The sequence below is a fragment of the Nocardioides humi genome (genome assembly GCF_006494775.1).
GTDB classification, from domain to species: Bacteria; Actinomycetota; Actinomycetes; order Propionibacteriales; family Nocardioidaceae; genus Nocardioides; species Nocardioides humi.
On the sequence record NZ_CP041146.1, the window covers coordinates 3,121,212 to 3,134,728 of the forward strand.

Annotated in this window: 15 protein-coding genes; 6 read left to right on the forward strand and 9 right to left on the reverse strand. The window is 66.5% G+C overall.

Going from position 1 to position 13,517, the window contains the following annotated elements:
* The first annotated feature begins 2 nt into the window (after nt 1-2).
* Genes FIV44_RS15330 through FIV44_RS15345 form a run of 4 tightly spaced genes read left to right on the forward strand, consistent with a single transcriptional unit; the run spans nt 3 to nt 3,174 of the window.
* A complete protein-coding gene (locus FIV44_RS15330) occupies nt 3-635 on the forward strand; it encodes a cysteine hydrolase family protein (protein WP_141005186.1) in 633 nt (210 codons plus the stop codon).
* 41 nt (nt 636-676) lie between these two features.
* A complete protein-coding gene (locus tag FIV44_RS15335; RefSeq protein ID WP_141005187.1) occupies nt 677-1,795 on the forward strand; it encodes an amidohydrolase family protein in 1,119 nt (372 codons plus the stop codon).
* Nucleotides 1,788-2,144: a metal-sulfur cluster assembly factor gene (locus FIV44_RS15340; RefSeq protein WP_181410597.1), complete on the forward strand. Its 357-nt coding sequence runs from the start codon at nt 1,788-1,790 to the stop codon at nt 2,142-2,144. Before FIV44_RS15335 ends, FIV44_RS15340 begins: the two co-directional genes overlap by 8 nt.
* A gap of 1 nt (nt 2,145) precedes the next feature.
* On the forward strand, nt 2,146-3,174 hold the full coding sequence (locus FIV44_RS15345; RefSeq protein ID WP_141005189.1) for an MBL fold metallo-hydrolase: 1,029 nt from the start codon (nt 2,146-2,148) through the stop codon (nt 3,172-3,174).
* A gap of 121 nt (nt 3,175-3,295) precedes the next feature.
* On the opposite strand, the gene FIV44_RS30555 is transcribed toward FIV44_RS15345, so the two are convergent.
* Together FIV44_RS30555 and FIV44_RS15350 are read right to left on the reverse strand one after the other, a co-directional pair.
* Nucleotides 3,296-3,472, reverse strand: a complete 177-nt coding sequence (locus FIV44_RS30555; RefSeq protein WP_181410598.1) for a hypothetical protein — start codon at nt 3,470-3,472, stop codon at nt 3,296-3,298.
* A 301-nt stretch (nt 3,473-3,773) separates the two neighbouring features.
* Nucleotides 3,774-4,472, reverse strand: coding sequence for a TetR/AcrR family transcriptional regulator (locus FIV44_RS15350; RefSeq protein WP_141005190.1), 699 nt, complete (start codon nt 4,470-4,472; stop codon nt 3,774-3,776).
* 89 nt (nt 4,473-4,561) lie between these two features.
* On the opposite strand from FIV44_RS15350, the gene FIV44_RS15355 reads away from it, so the two are divergent.
* Nucleotides 4,562-4,906: a DoxX family protein gene (locus FIV44_RS15355; protein WP_141005191.1), complete on the forward strand. Its 345-nt coding sequence runs from the start codon at nt 4,562-4,564 to the stop codon at nt 4,904-4,906.
* Nucleotides 4,907-5,352: 446 nt separating this feature from the next.
* On the opposite strand, the gene FIV44_RS15360 is transcribed toward FIV44_RS15355, so the two are convergent.
* Genes FIV44_RS15360 through FIV44_RS15375 form a run of 4 tightly spaced genes read right to left on the reverse strand, consistent with a single transcriptional unit; the run spans nt 5,353 to nt 9,225 of the window.
* Entirely contained in the window at nt 5,353-6,429 is a 1,077-nt protein-coding gene (locus tag FIV44_RS15360; RefSeq protein ID WP_219996022.1) for a 2-oxoacid:ferredoxin oxidoreductase subunit beta, read from the reverse strand.
* Complete coding sequence (gene fdxA, locus FIV44_RS15365; protein WP_141005192.1) at nt 6,426-6,761, reverse strand: ferredoxin; 336 nt, start codon at nt 6,759-6,761, stop codon at nt 6,426-6,428. Before fdxA ends, FIV44_RS15360 begins: the two co-directional genes overlap by 4 nt.
* A complete protein-coding gene (locus tag FIV44_RS15370; protein WP_141005193.1) occupies nt 6,758-8,758 on the reverse strand; it encodes a 2-oxoacid:acceptor oxidoreductase subunit alpha in 2,001 nt (666 codons plus the stop codon). Before FIV44_RS15370 ends, fdxA begins: the two co-directional genes overlap by 4 nt.
* On the reverse strand, nt 8,755-9,225 hold the full coding sequence (locus tag FIV44_RS15375) for a VOC family protein (protein ID WP_141005194.1): 471 nt from the start codon (nt 9,223-9,225) through the stop codon (nt 8,755-8,757). Before FIV44_RS15375 ends, FIV44_RS15370 begins: the two co-directional genes overlap by 4 nt.
* A 481-nt stretch (nt 9,226-9,706) precedes the next feature.
* Between FIV44_RS15375 and FIV44_RS15380 the strand changes: the two genes are divergently transcribed.
* A protein-coding gene (locus tag FIV44_RS15380) for an IS3 family transposase (protein WP_141005195.1) occupies nt 9,707-10,899 on the forward strand; the annotation gives its coding sequence in 2 pieces (ribosomal slippage) (nt 9,707-9,991 and nt 9,994-10,899; 1,191 coding nt in all).
* A 116-nt stretch (nt 10,900-11,015) separates the two neighbouring features.
* Here FIV44_RS15380 and FIV44_RS32250 read toward each other — a convergent pair.
* The 3 genes from FIV44_RS32250 to FIV44_RS15390 form a co-directional block, all read right to left on the reverse strand.
* A complete protein-coding gene (locus FIV44_RS32250; RefSeq protein WP_246086457.1) occupies nt 11,016-11,171 on the reverse strand; it encodes a hypothetical protein in 156 nt (51 codons plus the stop codon).
* Nucleotides 11,172-11,215: 44 nt separating this feature from the next.
* Nucleotides 11,216-11,968 carry a PDDEXK nuclease domain-containing protein gene (locus FIV44_RS15385; protein WP_246086458.1) on the reverse strand — a complete coding sequence of 251 codons (753 nt, stop codon included), beginning with the start codon at nt 11,966-11,968 and terminating at the stop codon, nt 11,216-11,218.
* A 168-nt stretch (nt 11,969-12,136) separates the two neighbouring features.
* Entirely contained in the window at nt 12,137-13,315 is a 1,179-nt protein-coding gene (locus tag FIV44_RS15390; protein WP_181410599.1) for a tyrosine-type recombinase/integrase, read from the reverse strand.
* Nucleotides 13,316-13,517: the final 202 nt, after the last annotated feature.

The window sequence follows — 13,517 nt, forward strand, 5'->3', positions numbered from 1 at the left end:
TCGTGGATGAGGTGGTCGTCGTGAGCCGCCGTGCGCTCGTCCTCATGGACCTTCAGGAAGGCGTCTGTGGACCGACAGGGGCGATCGGCGCGAGATCCGGAGCCAGTGAGCACGCCGCATCCCGGGGCCTACTTGGCCACGTCGCCGTCGCATTGGAGCACGCGAGAAGCAGTGACGACCTCGTCGTGCACGTTCGGGTGTGCTTCGACACCGATGGCGTCCGCCGCACGAACAGGTCGGCTGCCTTCGATCTGTTCGCTGCCGGCGGTGCGTTGTCGGAGGGTTCTGCAGGTGTCGAGTTCTGTCCGGAGGCTCGTCCGCAGGCAGGCGAGCTCGTGGTGACCAAGACCTGTGTCAGCCCGTTCGTCGGAACCGGCCTGGACGACATCCTGCGCGCGCATCGTGTCGAGCGCCTACTCCTGGGCGGTGTGGCAACGAACTTCGTGGTGGAGTCCGCAGCCCGACATGCCGGGGATTCCGGCTACGCCGTGGACGTCGTCGAGGACCTGTGTGCTGCGCACAGCGAAGACCTCCATCGTTTCGCGATTGAACGGACCCTGCCGACCTTCGCGCGAGTCATCTCTCTCCGCGATGCCTATCCGACGGTGGTTGACCCGATCGGCCCCACGAAGTAGTCTGACTGCACAGTATACTTATCTAGTAGAAGGAGCTCGTCGTGCTGGACGACATCGTGGTCATCGATGCGGTGACCCACGCCTACAACTTCGACCCGTCGAACTACGCGGTGCCCAAGGATGCACAGCTGGTCGCGAACCTGTCGTACTTCATGGCCCGCAACCCACCGGACCGTCGTTTTGCCCTTCCGGGCGAGGTCTACCTGAGCGACTGGTCGTCGGCCGATCTCGGCAACCTGCTCTTCAGAGAGAGCGCGACGGACCTGGCCGTCATGCACGCGCTGCCGATCTCTGCGTTCCACGACGGCCTGGTCTCGGTCGAGAAGGCCGCCGAAGCGATCGAGCGCTGGCCCAACCGATTCATCGGCGCCTACGCGGCGGTCGATCCGATGCTCGGCGCGGAGGCCTTGCGCGACCTGGAGCGTCAGGTCGAGCTGCTCAAGCCGCACGGGCTCAAGCTCTACCCGAACAGCTGGGCGACCGGGAGCATCGAGCTGTGGCGCATGGACGACCCGAAGCTCGTGTACCCGCTGTACGAGAAGGCGCTCGAACTTGGGATCCGCCACATCGCGGTCCACAAGGCCGTGCCGATCGGCTCGGTGCCGGTCAAGGACTCGTACAACCCGAGTGACCTCGAGGCCGCGGCCGCGGCGTTCCCGGACCTCAACTTCGAGATCGTCCACGGCGGCATGGCGTTCCTCGACGAGACGGCGTGGCTGCTCTCACGGTTCGACAACATCTACGTGAACATGGAGATCCAGAACATCATCTTGGAGCGACGGCCGCGGGCATTCGCCGAGATCCTCCTCGGCCTCGTCCGGATCGGCGGCAATCGCGTGTTCCGCCGACTGTTCTGGGGCTCGGGCACGACGCTGTATCACCCTCGTCCGGCGCTCGAGGCGTTCCGCACCTTCGAGTTCCCCGAGGACCTGCTCGCCGACGCGGGCCTCTTCGCGCCTATCAAGCAGCTCACCGACGACGACAAGCGGGCCATCCTCGGCGGCAACTATGCCCGGTCTCACGGCATCGATCTCGACGCCGCCAAGGCTGCCATCGTGGGTGACGAGTTCTGGCGCGAGCCGGGTGCCGAGATCCCCGAGCCGTACTCCACGATCTCCCACGCCAAGACAGTCGACGACTGGAGGGCGACTCGTGTCTGAGGTCACTGGCCTGTCGGCATCCGAGGTCATGGGCCGGCTCCGAACCGTTCACGACCCGTGCAGCGTTGCCTCGGGCCGGCCGATCAACCTGGTCGACATGGGCATGGTCGACCGCGTCACGATCGGCGATGACGGAACCGTCGACATCTACCTGAAGCTCACCTCACCGGCGTGCTACCTCATGCCTTACCTCGAGTCGGAGTCGGTTCGAGCGGTGGCGGAGGTCCCAGGGGTGCGGAGCGTGGCGGTGCACCCCGATGAGGGCCTCGACTGGTCGCCGCGGATGATGGCTGAGAGCGTCCGGGCGGATCGCGCACTGCCGCTGCTGCCGATGGCTGGGTGCCGCTAGCTTGCGCGACGTCAAGGAGTGGCACGAGTCGGGAATCGAGCCGATCGCCGAAGGTGTCTTCAGGATCACGCTTCCGCTGCCCCACGACTCGCTTCGAGCAGTCAACGTGTACGCGTTGATCGATGAACAGGGCATCGTGCTCATCGATGCGGGATGGGCGATCCGTGAAGCTCAAGACGCGCTGGAAAGGTCGCTGGGTGACGTCGGACACTCTCTGTCCGACGTCACCCGCATCCTGGTGACGCACGTCCATCGCGATCATCTCTCCCTCGCACTCACGCTGCGTCGCTTGTACGGCGCGCAGATCGCGCTGGGGATCGGTGAGCAGCCCTCTCTCGAGGAACTCCGCGCCGGCAGGCATGACGGACCGTTCCGACTCCTTGGAAGGTGGGGCGCTGCCGAGCTTGCCGCCGAGATGCAACCCGGTCTGGGGCGCGGGCCTGAGGCTGAGTCGTACGACCCTCCGGACCTCTGGATCGACGGACCGGCGACGCTCACCGTTGCTGGCCGCCGGTTGTTGGCGATGCCGACCCCCGGACACACCAACGGCCACGTGGTGTTCGCCGACCTCGCCGAAGGCCTGCTGTTCGCGGGTGATCACGTACTCCCGCGGATCACCCCCTCCATCGGATACGAACCGGTCCGCCAACGGCAGCCGCTCATGGCCTACCTTGCGTCGCTGCAGCAGGTGTTGGACCTGCCTGACCTCCGCCTGCTGCCTGCCCACGGCCCCGTAGCAGCCAGCTCCCACCGCCGTGCCGCGGAGCTCGTCGCGCACCACGAGCACCGCCTGCTGGAGACGCTAGCGGCGATGGGCGATGGCCGGTCCACCGTCCTTCAGGTAGCCAGCCGACTCGGCTGGACGAAGAGCGACCGGGACTTTGGCGACCTCGACCTGCTCAACCGGGCGCTGGCCGTCAGCGAGACGGCCGCACACCTGGATCTTCTGGTGGCCCGCGGGCTGCTGGACCAACGGACTGTCGACGGAGTCGATCAATACGGCGATCCGGCTGCTATCCCGCGCTCCTGAGCGCTGCTCACGCAGTGCTCGGTCACCCGCGTATCAGCCACAACCCGGGTTGGATGCGTGCCGCGATGTCGGCGAGCCCATGGTGCCGGTCCGCGCACCACTGGTCACGTGTGTGAGGTCGTCACGGCGTTCGCGCCGCCTCGACCAGCACACGCGCCGCCTCCTTGCCTGCGTGCGCCCAGCCCTCTCCGGGTTCCGCGTGCGCACTGGCCATCGCACCGTCGTACAGCACCGCGAGTTGTCGGGTGACGAGGTCCGCATCAGCGATCCCGGCGTCGGCGAGGAGGCAGCGGCTCACGGGGCCCAGCTGCTCAAGGAGGCGCACGTTTCCGGCCAGGTTCGCGACAACTCGCGCCCGCACAGGAGTGGGGAGTGGGGTACCGACGCGCGATAACATCGTTGCGGCGAGTGTCGTCGGCTTGCTCTTGGCTACAGGACCATCAGGTAGGAGCTGAGTCTCGCGCCTCCGCGGTTGTCCCGCGAATCGCGCTGATCGCGCTCCAGTTTCTGCTGCAATGTCGGCGACGACTGCATCGAAGTCCATGCCATGACGCCGGGGTGTGGGTCGTGACGTCGCAGAACTGGTCAACGTCGTGTTGTCAGGTCTCTTGGCCGTTGCGGCTTGAGCCGACGGCTGGTCGTAGCAGACTGAGCAGAACCTGACGTGGTGTCAGGGGAGGGAACTCGATCTGATGAGCGGCAGCGGGCCGGAACGCATCGAGGTAGAACGCCAGATTGCGACGCCACGCGTCGGGTGCGAATGCACCGGTCACCTCGCTGACCTTGCTGTGGGACAAGACGACGAAGAGCAGGTCCTCTGGGGTCAAGTCTGAGCGGGCGGCCCCGGTGTCCACTGCACGGCGCACGACCGCCTCGACGGTCTGCTGGATCTCCTCGCGAAGCGTGCCGAGCTCCGAACCGCCGAGGAAGTGTGTCGACATCAAGTTGAGGTAGCCGGAAGAGGAAGCCTCGAGTTCACAGCTCGCGGAAAGGTAGCCGGCGAGACCGTCCCAAGCGTCGGCGGTCGACAGCGCCGTTCGGGCGGTCTCGAGATGGGCCTGCAGGGGCTCGGTGAGCACCGACTCCCATAAGGCGACTCGATCGGGGAAATGGCGGTAGAGGGTTCCGGAACTGAGCCCCGCCTGTGCTGCGATGCGGTCAAGCGGCGCATGGATACCGTCGCGCTGGAAGACCGCTTGAGCTGCGGCGACGATCAGGGCGCGGTTGCGGATGCTGTCGCGCCGCTCGGCGCGGACAGGCCGCCGCGGCCGCCGCGAACTATCTTCCGAGCCATCCACGTGGCCAGCCTACGAGACCAGGGAATACCGGAGACATGTCCTCTCTTCTATACCGGAGATAGTAGTCCGGATCATTGAGGAGACCTTTGATGTTCATCGCCACGCTCATCCTGAGCATCCTGTTCGCACTCTTGCTGTTGCTCTCCGCGTACGGCAAGCTGAGCCATGACCCCGGCCAGGCCAAGACGCTGGAGAAGGTCGGTGCCGCGCGGATTGCGCCAGTCTTGGCGCTGCTGGAGATCGCCGCTGCCGTGGGCCTGATCATCGGCCTGTTCTGGTGGCCTCTCGGCGTCGCGGCCGCGGTCGGCACCACGCTCTACTTCCTGGGTGCGATCATCGCTCACGTGCGGGTGCGTGACATGGCCTTTGCTCCGGCGGCGGTCTTCGCCGTGACATCGGTGGCGATCGTCGTACTGCGGTCGGCATCTTCCTGAGTGATACGAGCGCCTGCAACAGTCACTGAGCTCAGGTGGCCGGTCCAGAAGGCGTGGTGCTCGACCTTGGGCACCACGCCTTCTAGCTACCTTCAACAGATCACAGCCGCCGGCCAGCCGGAATATCGACGTTCGTATATCGGTGGTCAGAGTCTTGGCATACCACGTTCCTGGTGCCGAACCGGCGTCGGGAGCGAGACCTCCCAAGAAGGCGGCTAGCGACGACCGTCACGCGTGTCAGCTGTGGGGCGATGGCCCGACCGGCTGTCGGTGAGCTCTCGGTCGTTGACATGGCCGGAGGCCTGGGTTGGACCGCAAGAGTGTGATCTAGCAGAGCTCGACCTGCTTGACCAGGCGCCCGCGGTGAGCAGAGACCGCCCGCACGTCTTGACCTGTTGGCGCCCAGCGGCCGGCGGAGATCCGGGCTGTCGACGGGGCGTCGACCACTACAGTCCGCTCGCCTGACCAACGGTCCAGGTGTCGCCGGTGTTGATGAGGGCGGTGAGTCGTTCGGTGGGGCTGCCCTGGGCGGCCGCGGTCTGGGTGGCGGTGGCGACCTGGGCGCGGGCCTGGTCGTCGTAGGTGGGGCGGTCGATCTGGCGGAAGATCCCGATCGGCACCGGTCCGGCGGTGCCGGGTTGGGCGTTGTGCTCGCCGAGGCGGGAGAGGGCGAACTGGTCGGCGGGGTCGGGTGCGCTCGGGTCGTGGGCCCAGGTACGACCGCTCACGGTGACCTCGACGCCGGGTTCGAGGCGCAGCAGGGACTCGGCGGCGTCGGGTCCCTTGCCAGATCCCTTGAGGGCGTCGAAGGCGCCGTCGTTGAAGATGGGGCAGTTCTGGTAGATCTCGACCAGGCTGGTGCCGCGGTGGGCGGCTGCGGCGGCGAGGACGGCGGTGAGGTGCTTGCGGTCGGAGTCGATGGTCCGGGCGACGAAGGTGGCTTCGGCGCCGAGGGCGAGGGAGATGGGGTTGAAGGGGTGGTCGAGGGAGCCGACGGGGGTGGACTTGGTGACCTTCCCGACTTCGCTGGTGGGGGAGTATTGGCCCTTGGTGAGGCCGTAGATGCGGTTGTTGAACAGCAGGATCGTCATGTTGACGTTGCGGCGTAGGGCGTGGATGAGGTGGTTGCCGCCGATGGACAGGGCGTCGCCGTCGCCGGTGACGACCCACACGGAGAGGTCTTCGCGGGCGGTGGCGATGCCGGTGGCGATGGAGGGTGCGCGGCCGTGGATGGAGTGCATGCCGTAGGTGTCGAGGTAGTACGGGAACCGTGAGCTGCAGCCGATGCCGGAGACGAAGACGATGTTCGAGCGAGCGAGGCCGAGGTCGGGTAGGAAGGACTGGACGGCCTTGAGGACGGCGTAGTCGCCGCAGCCGGGGCACCAGCGGACCTCCTGGTCGCTGGAGAAGTCCTTGGCGGTCTGGGTCTCGCCCTCGGCCAGGGCGGGCACCAGGGCGGTGCCCGTTGAATGATGCGTGGGCATGGGCAGGTCGATGCTGCGGGTGCTCGTGGGGGTGGTCATGTATTCCCTCCTAGCGTCCCCGGCCGGCCCGCCACGCCCGGGTGATCGTGCTCCAACACGTCGGTTCCAGACGCGCCGCCGGGCGAGCCGACGCCAGCGATGTCGAAGAACTCCGCGTTGTAGCGGGTGAAGTTACTCTGCTCGCCCGGCACGTCGTCCTCGTAGAAGATCGCCTCGACCGGGCATACCGGCTCACAGGCGCCGCAGTCGACGCACTCGTCGGGCTGGATGTAGAGCATCCGCTTGCCTTCGTAGATGCAGTCGACGGGGCACTCTTCGATGCAGGCACGGTCCTTGACGTCGACGCACCCGGCACCGATCACGTACGTCATGCGACTGGCTCCTCTTCGTGGTCGGCGGGAAGGTTGAGGCCGTGCTCGCCGAGGTCGACCTCGCGGTCCTCGGCGTCGCCGACGAGCTGGCCGATGGCCTCGGCGAGCTCGGCGGCCTTGAGCGGCAGACCGTAGACGTGGTTGTAGCCCTGGGCGTCGACCAAGAACTCGGCACGGAGCATCTTGGAGAGCTGGCCGAGGTTCATCTCGGGCACCAGCACCTTGTCGTAGCGCTTCAGGATCTCGCCGAGGTCCTTGGGGAACGGGTTGAGGTGGCGCAGGTGGACCTGGGCGACGTCGTAGCCGGCGCGGCGGACCCGGCGGCAGGCGGCGCCGATCGGGCCGTACGTCGAGCCCCACCCGATCACCAGGACCTTGGCCCCCTCACCTGGTGGTCCGGACGGGTCGTCGACCTGCAGCGGCGGGAGGGAGTCGGCGATCCGCTGGACCTTCTCGGCGCGGATGCGGACCATCGCGTCGTGGTTGGCGGGGTCGTAGGAGATGTTGCCGTGGCCGGTCTCGGGGGTGCCGGCCTTCTCGAGGCCGCCGATGCGGTGCTCGAGGCCGGCGGTACCCGGGATCGCCCAGGGGCGGGCCAGGGTGTCCTTGTCGCGGGCGTAGGGCCAGAACTCGGCTCCCTTGGCACCCTCGTGGTTGGGCTCGTGGTTGGGGGCGGTCGCGAAGCCCGCGTCGATCTTCGGCAGGTCGTCGATCGAGGGGATCGCCCAGGGCTCGGAGCCGTTGGCGAGGTAGCCGTCCGACAAGAGGAAGACGGGGGTGCGGTAGGTGATCGCGATCCGGGCGGCCTCGACGGCGGCGGCGAAGCAGTCGCCGGGGGACTGGGGCGCGACGATCGGGACCGGTGCCTCGCCGTTGCGGCCGTACATGGCCTGGAGCAGGTCGGCCTGCTCGGTCTTGGTCGGCAGGCCGGTCGAGGGCCCGCCGCGCTGGACGTTGACGACCACGAGCGGGAGTTCGGTCATCACCGCCAGGCCGATGGCCTCGGACTTGAGCGCGATACCCGGGCCCGACGTGGTGGTGACGGCGAGCCGGCCCGCGAAGGAGGCGCCGATCGCGGCGCCGATGCCGGCGATCTCGTCCTCGGCCTGCAGCGTGGTCACGCCGAAGGCCTTGTGCTTGGACAGCTCATGGAGGATGTCGGAGGCGGGGGTGATCGGGTAGGAGCCCAGGAACACCGGCAGCTGCGAGCGCACCCCGGCGGCGATGAGGCCGTAGGACAACGCGAGGTTGCCGGTGATGTTCCTGTAGGTGCCCGCAGCCATCCGGGCCGGCTTGATCTCGTACTGGACCACGAACGTCTCGGTGGTCTCGCCGTAGTTCCAACCGGCCTTGAACGCCGCGATGTTCGCACCCAGGATCGCGGGCGCCTTGGCGAACTTCTTCTCCAGGAACCCGATAGTCGGCTCGGTCGGGCGGCCGTACATCCACGACAACAACCCCAACGCGAACATGTTCTTCGCCCGCGCAGCGTCCTTGCGGGACAGCCCGAACTCGGCGACCGCGGCAACGGTGATGCCGGTCAGGTCGACCGGCTGCACCGAGAACCCGGCCAGGATGTCGTCGACCTCACCCAACTTGTCCAACGGGTTGGAGGTGTAGCCGGCCTTGTCGAGGTTGCGCTTGGTGAAGTCGTGGGTGTCGACGATGATCGTCGCTCCCCGCGGCAGGTCGCCCAGGTTGGCCTTCAACGCGGCCGGGTTCATCGCCACCAGCACGTCGGGCCGGTCCCCGGCGGTGAGGATGTCGTGGTCGGCGAAGTGGATCTGGAACGACGAGACCCCCGGGATCGTGCCCTGCGGCGCCCGGATCTCGGCGGGGAAGTTGGGCAGCGTGACCAGGTCGTTGCCGAACACCGCCGACTCCTGCGTGAACCGATCACCCGTCAACTGCATGCCATCACCGGAGTCACCCGCGAACCGGATGATCACCCGGTCCAACCGCTTGACCTGCCTGGCAGCAAGGGAGTCGCCGGTCATGGGCCCTTGTACTGCCCGTCAGACCAAGGTAGGACGTCGCGGCGATGCTCGGCATCGACTAGCTCTACGCGCAGTCTCCCGTCGAGCAGGTGATGATAGCTGAACATCTGGGTCTCGCCGCTCGCGTTTACGTGGCTCACCTCTCGCTGGCCGCCCGCGTCCAGCGAAGCTAGCGAGTGGTTGAACTGATCCGACCAGAACCCAACGTGATGGAGCGCGCCTTCGGGGCCGGCTACCCAAGGTGTTCCCGGAATCTCCTGAATCAGCTCCAGCATGAGCCCGTCGCGGGAAGAGCGAGAGTAGGTGTAGAGCAGATCGACCACTGAGATGTGTCCGTCTTGCTCGACCCGCAGGGGCGCGCGGTGAGCAGGTGCCCAGGAGAGCCCTAGCTGCTCGCTCAGCTCCGCCGCAGCCGTTTCCAGCCGCGGAACGACGATGCCGACGTGATAGGCGGACAGGGACGTCACTGCGCACTGACCCACGCGGGGGTGGCTGAACCTAGCTTGATGGCTTGCTCCGAGGCGCTCAAATCTTCTCCTATCCTGAATGCCCAGTATACCTTACTGCAATGACCGTGCACAATGCGCGTCGACCGCCCACTGCGTTAGGCACCGGCCAGATCTCCGCTCGAGCCACTCACGAGGTAGACAGTCAAGGAGGTAGACAGTGCAGCGGGGTCCAACTCACCTCACAACAAGAGGCGCCGCATGAGAACGGGTCTGCTGCACCGCTCGGTGACCGCAGAACCTAGGCTTGGCTTGTTGGCGGGGTTGAAGCTCGGCGAGCCTCTTGAACTTGCACCCTCCTTTTGAGATGTTGACGGGGGAACAACACCTTGCCTCGATTCTTGACTCGTCGCCCCTTCTGGGCCGAAAGGACGGGACTGCTGCACGGATAGGTGACATCTGATCTGTGGTGCCGAGAGGTGCCGCTGGAAGGATGTGCACTGTGCCGAAGCCGTACCCCCAAGAGTTCCGCGACGACGTCGTTCGTGTCGCGAGGAACCGTGAGCCGGGAGTCCACCTCAAGCAGATCGCTGCCGACTTCGGCATCAGCGAGTCGTGCCTGACGAACTGGATGAAGACCGCCGACGTCGAGGACGGCGTGAAGCCCGGGTCGACCGGAGCTGAGAACACCGAGAACCGCGAGCTGAAGAAGCGGATCCGGCTGCTTGAGCAGGAGAACGAGGTCCTCCGCCGCGCGGCGGCCTACCTGTCGCAGGCGAACCTGCCGGGAAAATGATGTACCCGCTCGTCCGCGAGCTGGCCGTCGACGGGATCCCCGTCACGGTGACGTGCCGGGTCCTCAAGATCGCTCGCCAGCCCTACTATCGCTGGCTCCAGTCGCCGGTCACTGATGCTGACCTGGTCGAGGCGTACCGCGCCAACGCCCTGTTCGACGCCCACAAGGACGATCCCGAGTTCGGGTACCGGTTCCTCCTCGACGAAGCGAAGGACGCCGGCCAGGACATGGCTGCGCGGACCGCGTGGCGGATCTGCTCAGACCTGGGCTGGTGGTCAGCATTCGGCAAGCCCAAGCGGGTCAAGGCGAAGAGGCCGGGCCCGCCGGTCCACGACGACCTATGTGCGGTCACCGACAAACACGGCGTAGTCCGTCACGTCTTCGCCGCCGACGCTCCGAACCAGCTGTGGCTCAGCGACATCACCGAGCACCGGACCGCTGAAGGCAAGCTCTACATGTGCGCGGTCAAGGACGTCTATTCCAACCGGATCGTCGGCTACTCGATCGACTCGCGGATGAAGTCACGGCTCGCGGTCGCGGCGCTCAACAACGCCGTCGCCAGGCGCGGTGACATCGCCGGCTGCGTGGTCCATACGGACAGAGGATCGCAATTTCGAAGCCGGAAATTCGTCCACGCGCTCAACCGCCACTGCATGGTCGGATCGATGGGCCGCGTCGGTGCCGCGGGCGATAACGCGGCGATGGAGAGCTTCTTCGCGCTGCTCCAGAAGAACGTCCTCGACCGGCGTACCTGGGAGACCCGTGACGAGTTGCGGATCGCGATGGTGACCTGGATCGAGAGGACCTACCACCGCCGCCGCAGGCAAGCCGGACTCGGCCGATTGACCCCCATCGAATACGAAGCCATCATGACCACGCCAGCCACTCAGGCTGCGTGACCCAACCTGTCACCTATCCGTGCAGCAGTCCCGACGCGGCAGCTCTCTGGTGGTGTCAGCGGACGGGCTTGGCGTCGCGGCTCGATCGATCATGTCCAGGCGCAGACCTGCTGTGATCAGTCGTCGTCCGACGGTTCGAGCGATGCCGGCAGACCCCGGCGCGCGAGGCGCTCCTGCGCGTCGCGGACGATCTCGGTGAGCTTCGCCTCCAACTCGGCCTTGGGCGGCAGAACGGTCCAGTACTCGGCGACAGCAATGCCGTCCTTGTGCATCTCCAGGAGCTCGACCTGCTCGCGGCTGACCTCCGTGCACAGGATCAGCCCGAGCGGAGCCTCTTCGCCGGCTTTCGTTCGTAACGATCGAGCCAATTGAGGTACAAGTCCATCTGACCCTTGTAGCTCGGCTTGAACCTCCCGATCTTCAGCTCGACGGCCATCAGGCGGCGGAGGGGGCGGCTGAAGAACAGGAGGTCCAGGTAGAAGTCGTCGCCGTCGATGGTCATCCGCTTCTGGCTGGCGATGAAAGCGAAACCTTGGCCGACCTCGAGCAGAAATGCTTGGACGTCGCGGAGAATCGCGGCCTCCAGATCCTTCTCCAGGTAGGAGTCGTGGAGGCCGAGGGTGTCGAGGATGAGCGGGTCGCGGTAGGTGTCGCGTGGGACGGCCGAGCCTTCGGGGATCTGCGAGTTGGCGATCTCGCGGCGCTCGAACGCCTTGCGGCTGATCGCCGCCCTCAGCTCGCGAACGCTGAGGTGCTTGGACGCGGCCTCGTCGGTGTAGAAGGCCCGGGCCTCGTCTGAGCTGAGCGTGAGGACCTCACGGAGGTGCGACCAGCTCAATTGCTGGGCGAGGGCAGCGACCTCGTCATGGTCTGGGAACGCTCGCGCGAGCGCGACCATGCGGACGACGTTGGTGCGGTCGAAACCTCGTCCGAACCGAGCCTTCAATTGGTGCGACAGTGTCGCGACAATCTGCCGGCCGTACTCCGCGCGGCTGTTGCGGAGAGTGTTGACGAGGATCGCACGCCCCACGAGCCAGTAGGTCATGGTGAGGGCGGCGTTGACCCGCATGGCCGCCGCACGCCGCCCTTCCTCGACGACCTGGACCAGATACTCGAGCAGACCGGCCTCGTCGTCCGGTATGTCGTCTGTCGGAACGAGTCGGTCATGACGCTCCTCCGGTAGGGCGATTGGTGCGACAGCGGGGCACCAATCTGCCTTGAGCCCCCGACACTGTTGTCACTCCGACCTCCGCGAGTCGCGCCAGGCGTCGTATGACTGGCCGATCTTCTCGGCAAGCAGCCGGTCGCGGTCGAGGGTGGCGTGCTGGTAGATCGCCATCGCGGCCTGGGAGGCGTGGCCGGCGCGGGCCTGGAGCTCGGCGCCGGTGGCGCCGTGCTGGCCGGCGATGGTGAGTGCTGTATGGCGGAGGTGGTGGATGGTCAGATCCGGTCGGCCGGCCTTCTCGCGCGCGGGGCGGTAGCGGTCCATGAGGTAGCGGGCGCTCATGTGGTCGGTGCGATCACCCGGGAAGAGCAGGCCTTTGTTGCCCTCGGCAGTGAACTCGAGCAGGTGGTGCTGGAGCATCGGGAGGAACGGCGGCGGGACGTGCACGACGCGGATGCCGCTCCTGGTCTTCGGGGTGCTGATGTGACGGCCGCATTCGGGGCAGGATCCTCGGACTGACCGGTCCACGTCCTTGTCGACCTTGCGCGCCACGCTGATCCGTCCGGTGACGCCGTCGACATCGGACCGGCGGAGCTCGAACAGTTCACCTTCGCGCAGGCCGACGAAGGCAGCGAGCACGATGAAGAGCTTGAGGTGTCCGGGCATGTTGTCGACGATGATCGCGATCTCGTCGAAGGTGGCGGGCACAGCGACGTTCTTCACCCGTGCGGTGCCCGCGCCGCGGATCTTCGGGGGAGCACGGTCGATCAGTTCCTCCTCCTCGGCGGCCTGGAGGATCGAGCGCAGTAGGCGGTAGGCGGCCGCGTTGGTCGACTCCGTCTCAGGGTCGAGCGTCGTCCGCCAGCGCTTGATCTCGGAGAGGCTGACATCGCGCAGCGGTACCTCACCGAAGTAGGGGAGGATCCGGGTGCGCAGGAGTCCTTCGTAGCTTCGCGCCGTCGTCGGCCGGAGATCGCGTTCGCGGACATAGCGCTGGGAGTAGGCGGCCACCGTGTTGCTCGCCGCCTCCCGGGCCCGGCGCTCGGCCGCCATCCGACGTGCCGCAGGGGGAGACCACTCCTCGCGGTCTATCAACGACCGCTCGGCCACGAGCCAGGCCTCGGCGTCCATCTTGGCGCCGAAGCTGCGTGAGTAGCGGGTGCCGTCGGGCATCGCGTACCTCGCGCGGTAGGTGACGCCGCTGCTGCCGGTGCGGCGCTCGACCTCCCCGAAACCCCGTCTTCCTGCCATGGTGGAACCTCCCGAAATCGTCGCTTGGGGGACTGGTCCCCCTAACCCCCTACTACGAAACCCCATGCTCGCCAAGTAGGTGGTGGGGGACCTATGGGGGAAAGAATGGTGATCTCGGTCCATTCTAGGACACTTCTGACCTGCGGTTTTACGTTGTATCTCGAACAGCAGTTCGACAATTTGGTAGCTTTGCAAGCAGGGG

What these genes read in the sequence shown, in the direction of transcription:
- FIV44_RS15370 (WP_141005193.1), bottom strand. Translation starts at nt 8,758, where the DNA reads ATGACCGGCGACTCCCTTGCTGCCAGGCAGGTCAAGCGGTTGGACCGG.
- FIV44_RS32250 (WP_246086457.1), bottom strand. Translation starts at nt 11,171, where the DNA reads ATGCACAAGGACGGCATTGCTGTCGCCGAGTACTGGACCGTTCTGCCG.
- FIV44_RS15355 (WP_141005191.1), top strand. Translation starts at nt 4,562, where the DNA reads ATGTTCATCGCCACGCTCATCCTGAGCATCCTGTTCGCACTCTTGCTG.
- fdxA (WP_141005192.1), bottom strand. Translation starts at nt 6,761, where the DNA reads ATGACGTACGTGATCGGTGCCGGGTGCGTCGACGTCAAGGACCGTGCC.
- FIV44_RS15360 (WP_219996022.1), bottom strand. Translation starts at nt 6,429, where the DNA reads ATGACCACCCCCACGAGCACCCGCAGCATCGACCTGCCCATGCCCACG.
- FIV44_RS15390 (WP_181410599.1), bottom strand. Translation starts at nt 13,315, where the DNA reads ATGGCAGGAAGACGGGGTTTCGGGGAGGTCGAGCGCCGCACCGGCAGC.
- FIV44_RS15385 (WP_246086458.1), bottom strand. Translation starts at nt 11,968, where the DNA reads ATGCGGGTCAACGCCGCCCTCACCATGACCTACTGGCTCGTGGGGCGT.